General features: G+C 68.4%; 12 protein-coding genes and 3 pseudogenes. 10 read left to right on the forward strand and 5 right to left on the reverse strand.

The features are described 5' to 3' along the window. The coding region (locus AB1460_RS32050; protein WP_368965837.1) for a DUF6444 domain-containing protein at positions 1–528 on the reverse strand (528 nt) is incomplete at its 3' end. 403 nt (positions 529–931) lie between these two features. Between AB1460_RS32050 and AB1460_RS32055 the strand changes: the two genes are divergently transcribed. Both AB1460_RS32055 and AB1460_RS32060 read left to right on the forward strand, forming a co-directional pair. Next, the gene (locus AB1460_RS32055; protein ID WP_368965839.1) at positions 932–1,723 is read left to right on the forward strand and encodes a winged helix-turn-helix domain-containing protein; all 792 of its coding nucleotides are present in this window, start codon (positions 932–934) and stop codon (positions 1,721–1,723) included. A gap of 433 nt (positions 1,724–2,156) precedes the next feature. Further along, positions 2,157–2,777 carry a TetR/AcrR family transcriptional regulator gene (locus AB1460_RS32060; RefSeq protein ID WP_368965841.1) on the forward strand — a complete coding sequence of 207 codons (621 nt, stop codon included), beginning with the start codon at positions 2,157–2,159 and terminating at the stop codon, positions 2,775–2,777. Here the strand turns inward: AB1460_RS32060 and AB1460_RS32065 are convergent. Next, positions 2,766–3,452, reverse strand: a complete 687-nt coding sequence (locus tag AB1460_RS32065; RefSeq protein WP_368965843.1) for an SDR family oxidoreductase — start codon at positions 3,450–3,452, stop codon at positions 2,766–2,768. The two genes, AB1460_RS32060 and AB1460_RS32065, sit on opposite strands and share 12 nt — an antisense overlap. A gap of 138 nt (positions 3,453–3,590) precedes the next feature. Here AB1460_RS32065 and AB1460_RS32070 point away from each other — a divergent pair, with 138 nt between their 5' ends. From AB1460_RS32070 to AB1460_RS32085, 4 genes are all read left to right on the forward strand, one after another. After that, a complete protein-coding gene (locus AB1460_RS32070) occupies positions 3,591–4,181 on the forward strand; it encodes a hypothetical protein (RefSeq protein WP_368965845.1) in 591 nt (196 codons plus the stop codon). Beyond that, positions 4,178–4,678: a hypothetical protein gene (locus tag AB1460_RS32075; RefSeq protein ID WP_368965847.1), complete on the forward strand. Its 501-nt coding sequence runs from the start codon at positions 4,178–4,180 to the stop codon at positions 4,676–4,678. The genes AB1460_RS32070 and AB1460_RS32075 overlap by 4 nt, the downstream gene beginning before the upstream one ends. A gap of 153 nt (positions 4,679–4,831) precedes the next feature. Next, complete coding sequence (locus AB1460_RS32080) at positions 4,832–6,307, forward strand: aldehyde dehydrogenase family protein (protein WP_368965849.1); 1,476 nt, start codon at positions 4,832–4,834, stop codon at positions 6,305–6,307. A gap of 19 nt (positions 6,308–6,326) precedes the next feature. Further along, complete coding sequence (locus tag AB1460_RS32085; RefSeq protein WP_368965851.1) at positions 6,327–7,538, forward strand: CaiB/BaiF CoA transferase family protein; 1,212 nt, start codon at positions 6,327–6,329, stop codon at positions 7,536–7,538. Here the strand turns inward: AB1460_RS32085 and AB1460_RS32090 are convergent. After that, entirely contained in the window at positions 7,454–8,251 is a 798-nt protein-coding gene (locus AB1460_RS32090; RefSeq protein WP_368965859.1) for an SDR family NAD(P)-dependent oxidoreductase, read from the reverse strand. The genes AB1460_RS32085 and AB1460_RS32090 overlap by 85 nt on opposite strands. Before the next feature lie 257 nt (positions 8,252–8,508). Then, positions 8,509–8,727 (reverse strand): annotated as a pseudogene (locus tag AB1460_RS38435) (LLM class flavin-dependent oxidoreductase); the annotation flags it as partial. A 96-nt stretch (positions 8,728–8,823) separates the two neighbouring features. Between AB1460_RS38435 and AB1460_RS38440 the strand changes: the two are divergent. Continuing rightward, a pseudogene (locus AB1460_RS38440) lies at positions 8,824–9,077 on the forward strand (transposase); the annotation flags it as partial. Here the strand turns inward: AB1460_RS38440 and AB1460_RS32100 are convergent. Next, positions 9,054–9,245 (reverse strand): annotated as a pseudogene (locus AB1460_RS32100) (SDR family NAD(P)-dependent oxidoreductase); the annotation flags it as partial. The pseudogenes AB1460_RS38440 and AB1460_RS32100 sit on opposite strands and share 24 nt — an antisense overlap. A gap of 89 nt (positions 9,246–9,334) precedes the next feature. On the opposite strand from AB1460_RS32100, the gene AB1460_RS32105 reads away from it, so the two are divergent. Genes AB1460_RS32105 through AB1460_RS32115 form a run of 3 tightly spaced genes read left to right on the forward strand, consistent with a single transcriptional unit; the run spans position 9,335 to position 12,826 of the window. Beyond that, positions 9,335–10,504: an OB-fold domain-containing protein gene (locus AB1460_RS32105; RefSeq protein ID WP_368965853.1), complete on the forward strand. Its 1,170-nt coding sequence runs from the start codon at positions 9,335–9,337 to the stop codon at positions 10,502–10,504. Beyond that, entirely contained in the window at positions 10,501–11,661 is a 1,161-nt protein-coding gene (locus tag AB1460_RS32110) for a thiolase C-terminal domain-containing protein (protein WP_368965855.1), read from the forward strand. Before AB1460_RS32105 ends, AB1460_RS32110 begins: the two co-directional genes overlap by 4 nt. Beyond that, the gene (locus AB1460_RS32115; RefSeq protein ID WP_368965857.1) at positions 11,555–12,826 is read left to right on the forward strand and encodes an acyl-CoA dehydrogenase family protein; all 1,272 of its coding nucleotides are present in this window, start codon (positions 11,555–11,557) and stop codon (positions 12,824–12,826) included. Before AB1460_RS32110 ends, AB1460_RS32115 begins: the two co-directional genes overlap by 107 nt. Positions 12,827–13,031: the final 205 nt, after the last annotated feature.

The following is a 13,031-nucleotide window of genomic DNA, read 5'->3' on the forward strand; positions in this document are numbered from 1 at the left end:
CTGCCCGGAATACAGGTAGACCGCCGCCGCACTCACCCGCGGCCCGTACTGGGTTGGGGCATCCACCCCCGCCGGTGCGGTCGCCTTCGTCCGTGTCCCGCAGCCGCACTCCCGCTCGACGAGCTGAGGTTCGGTCACGTGCGGGCGGAGCTCGGGCAGGTCGAACACCTGCCGGCGTTCGGTCCGGATCACCGGCCGGCCCGAAAGCCGCACCCCGCACCCCGCGCACGGCCCCGGCTCATGCGCGACACACTCGTCAGGATCGGCGACCATACGCAGCGTCGATCCCCGATGGCCGTTCTGCCCACCAGGGCGCCGACCCGTCTTCGTCCGCAGCGACGTCGGGGGCGGCTTCGCCAGCCCGTCCGAACTCGGTGGCTTCGACGAGTTCCGCGACGTCTTCGCGAGCTGCGCTTCCAGCTCGGCGATCCGCTCCAGCGCCCGCGCCAGATCCGCCTGCAAGCTCACCACCAGCACCGCGAGCTCGTCATACGACGGCACCGACGGTGCGGGCGGATCCTCGGACACACCGCAACCCTACGAACCGATCAACCACACCACGCCAACGACCCGAACCCTCAGCCCATCAAGCAACCCCAGCCAGCCAGGCAACCAAAAACAAACAATCTACGAGACCTGACCAGTTACCCATTTTTGTCGGCAGTGCTCGTGGACGAGGCGTGGTTGTCGGTCGTGCGCGCTGGGGCCGGCGGTCGTAGGGTGCCGGCCGGCCGGCCGGTTCGATCAGGGCGCGACACGGGCGGATGTGGCCCGGGAATTCAAAGTCACCCCGAAAACAGCGGGCCGCTGGTATTGGGCCTGGGAATCGGGGGGTGCAACCGCGTTGCGGTCGACCGGCCCGTTGTCAGCGTGCCGGTTGGACGATCGGCAGCTGGCCCGGTTGGAAGCGGTCCTGCGCCGGGGGCCGGGGGTGTACGGCTGGGACGACCAGCGGTGGACGTTGGCCCGGGTCGCGGAAGTGATCGCACGGGAGTTCGGGCTCACCTACACCCTGCCCGGAGTGTGGATGCTGCTGGACCGCCACGGCTGGTCGTGTCAGCTGCCGGCGCGGCGCGGTCGAACGCGACGACAACGCCGTCCGGGAGTGGCAGGACGAGCGGTGGCCGGCGGTATAAAACCACCGCGGCGGCCCGGCCCGCCTGGGTCTGTTTCTGCGACGAGGACAGGGCCTCCAGACCGCCACGGACACGGACCTGGGTCGGCGCGGGGCGACCCAGGTGGTGCGGGTACCCGGACGGGGCGGGTCCGGGCGGGTGAGTGTGGTCGGGATAGTCTGCTACCGACCCGGGGATCGGGCCCGGCTGGTCTACCGCGAGGAGGAGTTCGCGATGTTCGGCGTCGCGCGCTCGGTGCGCGGCAGACTTACCGAGGCGCACCTGGCGGTGCTGGCGCGGCGAGCCGTTCGAGCATCGCGGGCAGCAGGTCCTCATCGCCCCCACCCCCGACCGCGCGTTCCACGAACTGGTGGTTGTCGGCGGCTCCAGCGCGGCCGCCGACAAGCGGGCGGCCCGGCTACGCCTGGGATTCTGGCCCGCGGTGCCCGATCCGGCGCTGGCCCGGCCCTACCACGAGGAATACCGGGCCGCCGGGTTCGACGGCGGTTTCGTGGGCCTACCGCCGACGATGGGTTTCGTGCACGTCACACACGATCCCGACGCCGCTTGGGAACAGATCGCGGAGCACGCCGTGTACGAGGCCGTGACTATTTCCTTCTTGGGTCGATGCTCGGCGTGCCACAGAACGATTCGCGCCCGTGTTGCAACGTTCGCAGGAACGTCGCGATCATTGATCATGTCTCGGAGTTCCACGATCTCTTCCACCGAAAGTTCCACGTCGCTATTCTAGCCAAATACCGGCAATAAATGAAGCGGAATCACGCTACACTAGGCACAATCGACGGCGAACCCCGGAATCCAACGTCGGAGGCCTCCCGTGTACACCGATCTTCTTCCGCGGCCCGGGCCCGTCAACCTCCCGGCGGCCGGAGTTGAACAGTCCCCCGTCACCGCATGCGGCTCCTCGGCGCCGTGCCCGGTCCGCCACGACTGTGCCGCGGACTGCGCCGACTGCATTCCCAGGGTTGCCGGGCTCGTGGACACAAGTCGTGCGATCATGAGACCGGCGGAAGGTGAAGAATGAATTTGCCGGCGAGCAGGACAGCGGGGACGCGGGAGCGCGGCGAACAGGAACGGGCGGGCATCATCCGGGCCGCGCACCGGCTGATCGGCCATGGCGGCGGACCGACGGCGATCGAGGACATCCTGCGGGCGGCCCGGGTGAACCGCCGGACCTTCTACCGGCATTTCCCGTCCAAGGACGCACTCGTGCTCGCCATGCAGCGTGAGGCGGGTGCGCTGGTGCGCGATCGCCTGCGGGCGGCCACCGAGGGCGCCGCGGACGGCCGCGCCGCGGTGATCGCCTGGGTCGAGGAGTTCCTCGCCATCGGCTGGCAGGAGCGGCAGGCCAGGGAAGGACGAACCTTCCTTTCCCCCGAGGTCGGCCTGGTCGCCGGGATTGCCGACGCGCTCGAGGACGTGCACGCCTGCCACCGGGAGTTGCTGGCGCACGCCTTCCGCCGGGCCCGCGAGGACGGCACGCTGCCAGGGGCGGTCCCCGAACGTGACGCCTTCGCCGTCCACGCCGTCGTGCTGCGCTGCCTTGAGATGCGGGCCCGGGCACGGCTGGACCGTCCGTACGCGATGGCTCGCGACGAGATCGTGAAGCTCTTCGTGCCGGGGTCCCGCTCAGAACGCTGAGCGGTGGTGCCCGCCGTCGACCTCGATCCAGTTGCCGGTGACGTATCCGGCCTGCGCCGAGCAGAGGTAGGCGATCATGGACGCGATCTCCTCGGGCCGTCCCATCCTGGTGGCGGGTACCCGTGCGTTGTCGAGCATCCAGGCGCGGCGCTCATCCTCGGTCTCCAGCCCGGCGTTGGAGCGCAGGTAGTCCACGGCGTTCTGGGTTTCGATCCAGCCGGGGGCGACCATGTTGGCGAGCGCGCTCTGCCTAGCGTCGCGGGCGTCGCACGCGGCGTGGTGGGCATCGAGCAGGGTGGTGGCTATCGCGTCGGCCCAGACCTGCCCGGCAGGGTCGCCGTCCTGGATGGACCGCAGGTCGCGCAGGGTGTGCGCGCCGCACCAGGCGTGCAGCGCCTGGGTGAGGTGGGTGTAGCCGTGGTAGCCGTCACGCATCAGCACGCCGGTGAACGCCGGCCAGATCCCGCCGGCGTCGATCGCTTTCGTGTACGGACTGTCCGACGACGACGGCCACGACGAGTTCGTGCTGTCCTTGCCGACTCGACGGTCCAGTTCGCAGACCCTGTCAGCGAGCTGCTCGACCTGCCCGACCAGCCGCTCAATCAGGCGCGCCTGCTCGGTGATCGTGCCGGCCTGGGCGGCGATGGTGGCGTCCCGGTCCGCAAGCAGGCGCACGATTTCCTCGTACGTCGGACGGCCGACTCCACCGAACTGACCGCTCCCGGCGTCCCAAGAGGACATCAGACTTGAATTCCGTGCGGCGAACGTACAATAATATAACTTTATGACCCACGCAACACGGACGGAGGCAACGTGGCCCGCCGTCCAAGCCCGCACCCGCGCACGCCGGAGACCGAGACGGACACCCGGGAAGCCACTGTCCGCTTTGATCAAGAAGCCGATGTCGACGAGGAACCCGGGCGCGGCAGGTGGAACCGGTGGACCTGGGCACTCATCGCCCTGTCGGTGTTCCTGGTCCTCTCGCTCGCCGCCGGCGGCTGGTTGTTCTGGCGTGATCACTCCTCCGCCGCGACGGAGACCGACCGGGACAACGTGGTACTCGCCGCCCGGCAGGAGGTGCTCAACCTCGTCGGACTCAGCCACACCGGCACCGACGCGACGTACGACCGGCTGCTCAGCGGCGACTTCCGCACCCAGCTGACCCAGCAGGCCGACTCGTTCAAACAGGCTGCCACCCAGGGACAGGTGATCTACACCGGGCAGATCCCCGAGGCCGGCGTCGAGCAGCTTGGCGGAGACACCGCGACCGCGCTCGTCGTCGCCAGCGCCAACATCAAGAACACCCAGGCACCGCAGAGCGAGAACCGGCAGTACCGGCTACGCCTGACCTTGCAGCGACAGGACGGCCAATGGCTGGTATCACAACTGGAGTTCGTCGCATGATACGGCTACGTCGGCCCCGGCGCCGCGAACTCGCCGTCGCGGCCCTCTCCATCGCGATCGCCGCCTCGCTCACCGAGAGCGGCCTCCTGCTGCGGGACGCTCAGGCCACGTCCGCCGTATCCGCCGCGCGAGACGACACGCAGGAAGCGGTCGAGACGATCGTGCCGCGCGCGCTGTCCTACAGTTACCGGACCCTGCCCGCCGACATAGCCACCGCCACGGGCGCTGCCACCGGCAACTTCAAGCAGAACCTGCAGGCGCTGATGACCCAAGTGGTCACGCCGACCGCGACCGGTGACCAGGTCACGACGAAGGCGACCATCACGCACGCCGCGGTGGTCGAGGCGCGCCAGGACGAGGTGGTCCTGCTGGTACTGCTCTCACCGGAGAGCACGAGCAAGAGCCAGCCGACGCCCGTGGTCGGCTCCAGCTCGGCTCGGGTGCAGCTGCAGCACACCGGTGGCCAGTGGCTGGCGGCCGACCTGCAACCGCTCTGAACGGCGAGCAACCCTTCCGCCGCTCTGGACGACGAAGCCACCGCGGCGAGCCGGGGTACGCTGCACACAAAGAGCTCATTGTGTTGATTTATATGACTATATAAGGTTGCCCCAGACGAGGCAGTTCCCTCGACGACGAAGGAGTCTCCGGCCATGACCGCCGCGCCGCAAACCCGCCAAGGTGAAGACCGCATGCTCGTCGACGGCGAGCTGATTACGTCCGCCTCCGGCGCCCGCTTCGACAACATCAACCCCGCCACGGAGGAGGTTCTCGGCCAGACCACCGACGCGACCGCCGAGGACATGGACCGCGCGATCGCCGCGGCCCGGCGGGCTTTCGACGAGACCACCTGGTCGACCGACCACGCCCTGCGCAAGCGGTGCCTGGAGCAACTACAGCAGGCGCTGGTGGACGAGAAGGAAGACCTGCGCGCCGAGATCATCGCCGAGGTGGGCGCGCCGGTGCAGACGACCTACCTCGCCCAGGTCGACTGGCCGATGGAGGAGGCTCTGCTGTTCCCCGCGTCGCTGATCGAGAGCTTCGCGTGGGAGCGGGACCTTCCCGACACCGAGTTCTTCGGCGGCACCAACCACCGGAAGGTGGTCAAGGAGGCGATCGGCGTCGTCGCGGCTATCACCCCGTGGAACTTCCCGTTCGAGGTGGTCATCGGCAAGATCGGCCCCGCGCTGGCCGCCGGTAACACCGTGGTGCTCAAGCCCGCTCCGGACACGCCGTGGAACGCGACCCGCATCGGCCGGCTCGTGCGCGAGCGCACCGACATCCCGGCCGGGGTGTTCAACGTCGTGCCGGCCTCGGACAACAAGGTCGCGGAGCGGCTGCTCACCGATCCCCGGGTGGACATGGTCTCCTTCACCGGCTCCACGGCCACGGGCCGGCGCATCGTCGAACTGTCGGCGGCCACGATGAAGCGCACGATGCTGGAGCTGGGCGGGAAGTCCGCGATGATCGTCCTGGACGACGCCGACTTCGCCGCGACCGTGCCGCAGTCAATGGTCGCATGCATGCATGCCGGCCAGGGCTGCGCACTGACGACGCGCCTGCTCGTGCCACGCTCCCGATACGCCGAGTCTGTCGAGATCGCCACCGCGACCTACGCCCAGGTCCCTTACGGCGACCCGACGGACCCCGCGAACTTCGCCGGTCCCCTGATCAGCCGCCGCCAGCACGAACGCGTGCTGGGTTACATCGAGAAGGGCAAGCAGGAGGGTGCCCGCGTGACCGTCGGCGGTAGGCGGCCCGAGCACCTGCCGAAGGGGTTCTACGTAGAACCCACCGTGTTCGCCGACGTCGACAACGGCATGACCATCGCGCAGGAAGAAATCTTCGGCCCGGTGCTCGTGGTCATCCCGTTCGAGGACGACGCGGACGCGATTCGCATCGCCAACGACTCGCCATACGGCCTCGCGGGCGGCGTCTACTCCGGCTCCCCCGAGCGCGCCGAGGCCATCGCGCGGAAGATTCGCGCCGGCCACATGAGTGTCAACGGCGGCGTGAACTACGGCGCTGACGGGCCCTTCGGCGGGTACAAGCAGAGCGGGATCGGCAGGCAGAACGGCATCGAAGGGTTCGAGCAGTACCTGGAAACCAAGACTATCGCCTCTCGCTGAGCCGGAAAGGAAGCTAGCCATGGAACCAGTTCTCGAAGGCGTGAAGGTTGTCGAATTAGCGGCATGGACATTCGTGCCCGCGGCCGGTGCCGTACTCGCGGACTGGGGCGCCGATGTCATCAAGATCGAGCACCCCGAAACCGGCGACCCCCAGCGCGGACTGATCAGCTCCGGCCTGGTCCCGGGGAAAGACGGGGTGAACCATTTCATCGAGCAGCCCAACCGCGGCAAGCGCAGCATCGGCGTCGACGTATCCCACCCCGACGGCCTTGAGGTGGTCTACAAGCTCGTCGAGCAGGCCGACGTGTTCATCACCAACCTGCTCCCCGGCTCGCGGGGGCGCCTTGGAGTCGACGTCGACGCCATCCGCGCCCGCAACCCCAATATCATCTACGCCCGCGGGCACGGCTACGGCACCAAGGGCGAGCAGGCCGATCGAGGCGGCTTCGACCTGGCGTCATTCTGGGCCCGGGGCGCCATCGGCGACGCGCTTGCCAGCGGAGACGGCGACTACCCCCCGGTCCAGCGCCCGGCATTCGGCGACTTGTTCGGCGGCTTCGCCATCGCAAGCGGCATCGCCGGAGCACTGTTCCGCCGCGAACGCACCGGGAAACCGTCCATTGTGGACGTCTCGCTACTCGGGGCCGCCATCTGGCAGCTGGGCCCGGACATCGTCGCCGCGGGGCTGTTTGGCTCCCCGGTCCCCAGGTCCAACCTTGAGGACATGCCCAACCCGGTGGCCAGCTTCTATCGCACCGCCGACAATCGCTTCATCGGGTTGGTGCTCCTGCAGGCCGACCGTTTCTGGGCGGACCTGTGCGAGCGGATCGGCCGCCCCGACCTGGCCACCGACGAGCGCTACGCCGACGCGAAGAACCGGTTCATCAACCGGCGCGACTGCATCGTCGAGTTGCGCAAGACCTTCGGATCCCAGCCGCTGAAGCACTGGCAGGAAAAGCTCGAAGGGTTCGACGGGGTGTGGGACACCTTCCAGAACGCGCGCGAGATCCACGATGACCCGCAGGTCAAAGCGAACGGCTACCTGCCGGAAGTCACCAACGAGAACGGCAACACCTTCGCACTGGCCGCCAACCCAGTGCAGTACGACGAGACCCCGCCCACGCTGCGCGCGGCACCCGGCCACGGTCAGCACACCGACGAAATCCTGCAGGAACTCGGTTTCGACTGGGACAAGATCATCGAATTGAAAACTTCCTCGGCGATACTCTGATCGTGACAACGTGAACGGGCCCTGGCTGGCAGCCAGGGCCCGTTCCACGCACGGTGGTCATTGACCGCCCGCGACCGCCCAGACCTGACGGTGACGAACGCGGCAGCGTCGGAAAGCAGGAAGGCGACGGTGGCGGCGATCTCCTCGGGCTCGCCCATCCTGCCGACGGGAACCTGGCGGAGCAGGTGTGCCCTGGCGGAGCAGGTGTGCCAGGGTGGCCTCGTCGACGGTGTCCACGCGCGGGGTGCGGATGAACCCGGGGACACAGCGTTGACCCTGATCTTCTCCTTGGCGAAGGCCAATGCGGCACTCGCGGTGAGCGAGTTCAGTGCGGCCTTCGACGCGCCGTAGGCGATCATCGCGGGATCGGGGTGGGAGCCTGCCTGGGAGGAGATGTTGACGATGGCGCCCCCGCCCGCCGCGACCATGTCCTCGCGGACCAGCCACATGAGGTGGAAGACCGCCTCGACGTTGATCGTGAAGATCGCCCGCCAGGTGCGAGGTGTGATGTCGGCGGGGCGCTGGCGTTTCATGTAAGCCGCGTTGTTGACCAGCAGGGTGATCGGGCCGAGTTCGGTCCGGATCCGGTCGACCGCCGCGACGGTCGCGGCCTCGTCGCCGACGTCCGTCTGCACCAGCAGGACCCGCCTGCCCAGCTTCTGCACGAGCGCCGCGGTCTCCTCGGCGGCGGCAGTGTCGCTGCGGTAGCTGATGGCGACGTCCGCGCCGCGAAGTCTTCGGCTGCTCCGGTCTCGCTCACGGTGCCTCCAGTCCCGCCTCGGCGGCGAACCGCTCGGCGGCCTCCATCGCCTGGCTGCCTACGGGCCCACGGCGTCACGACGGGCCGGTCGACACCGGCGGCGTAGGACTCGACGAGATCGCGGTCGTAGCCCTTGCCCCAGCCAGTGATCGCGGTGACCTCGAACGGCAGGTCGGCGCGACCGTACTCGGCGCGCATCCGGTTCACCTCGGCGAGGATCGTCCCGATCACTTCGGGCGTCTCGAGGCTGCCGTACCAGCCGTCGCGGGCGACGCGGCGCAGTGCCGCGGGTGCCCGGCCGCCGATCAGCAGGGGCGGGCGGGGACGCTGGATCGGCTTGGGCTCGAACCCGACCTGGGGCATCGTGTAGAACTCGCCCGCGAAGCTCGGGGTCTCCTCACGGAACAGCGTGTCCATGAGCGCGATCATCTCGTCCGACCGCCTGCCGCGGTTGCCGAATTCCTGCGCGGATCGCGACCTTGCCGAGCTCCGCTGGACGGACCGGGACGATATTCAAACCGAACTGCACGGGCGGAGCCGGTGGCCGGCGCGCAGCATCGCGAGGTCCAGCGGCTGCAGTGGTTTCTGTCGGAGTCCCCGTGGCACCACGAAAAGATCAACAGTAGGCGGGTTTAGCTGCTCACGGCGTCCCCGGCCGGCGCGCCGCACCCGGGCGGGGTACTGGTCCTGGATGATTCCGGGGACCGCAAGAGCGGGCATGCCACCGTAGGGGGGTGTCCCGCCAGTACATCGGCTCCCGGGGCGGCATCGATGTCGGCCGCGGCGGTGAACACGGTCCCCTCCAGCTTCGGATGCGGCTCGGCCGTCTTCGCCAGCAACGCGACATTCGCCCCGTCCCTGGCGGCGCGCAGCGCGATGGCCAGCCCGATCCCTCTACTTCCTCCCGATACCAGGACGCTCTTCCCGGCCAACGTCGACTTCGCCACAGCAGCTGCCTTCCTGTCGTTTCCGCCTGGACAGCACCCTAGAAACAGTTAGCTAAATATGCTATTTTTTCTCCGAGGACGGAGGTCACATGACACAGGTTTCTTCGATAGGCACGTACCTTCCGTGCTGGGGAAGCACCCTGCGGCGGCAAGCAGGCGATGACGAGGACGTGCTCACGCTGGCCGTCGAAGCGGGCAAGGCAGCGCTTGAGGGCTCCGGCACAGCCGAGCGCGTGATCCTGGTCAGCCGCGAGTTGCCGCTGCTCGAAGGTGGCAACAGCGCTGTGCTGCTCGCCGGACTCGGGCTCGGCCCCGAGCTCGAGGTGAGCGAACGGCTCGGTGGCGCACCCGCTGCCCTCGACGCGCTCAGCTCGGCACGGCCTCGCACGCTCGTGATCGGCGCGGATCTCGAACCGGCCGGCGCGGCCGCGGTGCTCACCAGCGATGCGGGCCTGCCGGTCCGCGCGACGGCCCGGCTCACCCGCAGTCTCCCCGTCCGCACTCGGGACGCCGCGGGCAACGTGCACGACTACGGCGACCCGCGGCTGCTGCGCGAACGTGGCCTGCTCGCCTCCGTGGCCGCCGCGGGAGTCGAGAAGGCGGTCGCGGTCGCCGGAGCGGACCGCAAGCAGGCGGCGTCCTTGTGCGCGGGCACACCACCGGAACTGCCCACCCTCGGTGCCAGCTCGCCCTTCTTCGCGCTGGCTTCCCTGGCACAGGACGGCACGATCGGCACCCTGCTCGCGATCGAACAGGCGAGCCTCACCGGCGTCCTCGTGGAGACAGCCACGGTGCAGGTCAACCGCCGGGAACTTCCGGCACGCCCGGTACCCAAGGGCGAGTACACGCCGGGTGCGGAGATTCCCATCTCGCTCGCCGCCTACGACCGCGCCTTCGAACCCAAGCTGCGCTGGGAGGCCGCCCGTCACCCCGGCAGCGACGAACTCGACTTCCCGCCCCGGTACCGCGTCGGCCAGGACGGCTCGCTGAGTTCGGAATACACACTGGTGCCGCTGCCCCGCACCGGCACCGTCTACACCGGAGTCACCGTGCATGTCCCGGTCCCGGGACTGCGGACTCCGTACTCGCTGGTCATCGTCGAACTCGACGGGGTGGGCGTGCGGGCGCTGGTGAAGGTGACGGGGACCGAACCCGGCACCGTCGACATCGGCGACCGCGGCCGGATGGTGCTGCGCCGGGTCGCCGTCCGCTCCGGCGTGCCGGACTACGGATACGCCTTCGAACCGGAGGAAGCATGAGGAAAGTCGCTGTCGTCGGCGCGGGGATGACGCCCTTCGCCGAGCACTTCGCACTGGGTATCAAGGACCTGATACCCATGGCGTTCGCCGAATGCGCCGCCAGCGTCGACAAAGGACTGAAAAAGAACGACATACAGGCCGCCTGGTTCGGCGAGCTGAGCACCAGTGACGGGTTCCCCTCCGGCATCCTCGCCGACACGCTCGGACTTCCCGACATCCCGGTCACCCGGGTCGAGAACGCCTGCGCGACCGGGAACGACGCGGTGCGCAACGCCCTGTTCGGTATCGCGTCCGGCGCCTTCGACATCGCACTGGTCGTTGGTGCGGACAAGGTCCGCGAGTCGGCGTCGAAGGACACGTTCTGGGAGTGGGCCGGGATGACCCGCGACATGGCCTGGGACTACCCGCTCGGCCTGGTCGCCCCCGCCAACTTCGCCCTGCACGTCAGCCGCTACCTCTACGAGTCGCAGGCGACGAAGGAACATATGGCTATGGTGGCCGTGAAGAACCACCACCACGCGGTCAAGAACCCGAAGGCACAGCTGCGTTTCGACATCAGCGTGGAGCAGGCCCTCAATGCCCCGACCGTGGTCACCCCGTTCGGCCTGTACGACTGCACGCCGCAGAGCGACGGCGCCGCCGCGCTCCTGCTGGTCTCCGAGGACGTAGTCGACCGCTACACCAACCGTCCCGTGTGGATTCGCGGCGTCGGGCTCGGCCTTGACCGGGTGATGCACCAGCACAAGCGGGACATGACGACCTTCCCGGCGACAGTCAAGGCGGCCAAGCAGGCCCTCGGCATGGCCGGCCTGACGCCTGCCGACGTGCACGTCGCGGAGGTGCACGACTGCTTCACCGGAGTCGAGCTGATCAGCTACGAGGACCTCGGCTTCGCGGAGCGCTTCGGCGCCTACAAGCTCGTCGAGGCGGAGGCCACAAAGGTGGGCGGGCCCATCCCGGTGAACCCGAGTGGAGGGCTCAAGGCGAAGGGGCATCCGCCGGGCGCCACCGGTGTCGCGCAGTGCGTCGAGCTCTTCGAACAGCTACGCGGTGAAGCTGCCAACCAGGTTGATGGCGCGCGCATCGCGCTGGCCCACAACATCGGCGGGCCTACTGCCGTCTCGGCTGTCACAGTGTTGGAGGGCCCCGGTGCCTGACGTTCCTTTCCTGAGCGATTGCACGCCGCTCACCGATCAGCAGCGCGACCTGCAGCGGATGGTCCGCGAGTTCGCGGCCGAGCGGGTCGCGCCGCTGGTGGCCGAGGCGAACGCGAACGAGAAGTTCCCCCGCGAGGTGCTGGTCGAGATGGGCAAGCTCGGCCTGCTCGGCGGACTGGTGCCCGAGGACCACGGCGGGCTGGGCCTTGACCATCTCACGTACTCGATCGTGATCGAGGAGATGGCGCGGGTGGACCACATCGCCGCGGTCTACATGAGCATGCCCTCCAGCCTGGTCGGCGCGGGCCTGCGCAAGTATGGCACCGACGAGCAGAAGGAGCGGTGGCTGCGCCCGCTGGCACAGGGTGAGCTGTTCGGCGCGGGAGGCGTGACCGAACCCCGGTCCGGCAGCGATGTCGCGGGGGTCACCACGACTTACTGTGCCGACGGCGATGCGTTCGTGATCAACGGGTCCAAGGCGTGGATCTCCAATCTCGACAACGCCGACTTCATCGTCACTTTCGCGACGAAGGACAAGGCGCTGGGCCGCAAGGGAATCAGCGCGTTCGTCATCCCGGTCGACACACCCGGCGTCACGCTGAAGCCCTACCGCGACAAGCTGGGGTTCCGCTCGATCTCCACCGGAGACGTGTTCCTCGAGGATGTCCGGCTTCCCGCGGACCATCTGCTGGGCGAGGAGGGCCAAGGCTTCTACATTGCCATGGCCGCGGTGGAGAGCGGACGGCTCGCCGTGGCCTCCCGTGCCGTAGGCCAGGCTCACTCCGCTCTCGAGGACACCATGGCCTACGCCAAGGATCGGGTGGTGTTCGGGCAGGCGATCGCCGAGTTCCAGCTCACCAAGGCCAAGATCGCCGACATGGCGACCGGCGTGGTCACGGCGCGGCTGCTCACCCAGGCCGCCGCCCGTCTGATGGACACTGGCGACCGGGCCCGCATGCAGCTGTCGATGGCCAAGCAGTACGCCAGTGATGTGATGCAACGGGTCGCCACGGAGGCAGTCCAGGTACACGGCGCCTACGGCACTTCGCCGGAGTACCGGGTTTCGCGGATCTACCGCGACGCGAAGGTGTTCCAGCTCGTCGAAGGCGCCAACGAGATCCACCGGCTGCTCGTCGCCGATTACCTGCTGGGAAACCGGAAGTAGCGTCCGGGGGGACACTTGTGGAAAGAATGTGACCCGCCAACACAGGTTGGCGGGTCACATTCTTTCCACGAGATTGGTGCTAGTAGACTGTCGCCGCTTAGTCCTGGCATGTTTCGTGTCTGGGTGAGAGGGTTGGGCTGGCAGGTCTTCCCGTCCCTCTGCCGGTCAGGACTGTGTCGTGGGTTCGCAGAAGAAGCGGCCGGTC

Source organism: Parafrankia sp. FMc2, assembly GCF_041008525.1.
Taxonomy (GTDB): Bacteria; Actinomycetota; Actinomycetes; order Frankiales; family Frankiaceae; genus Parafrankia.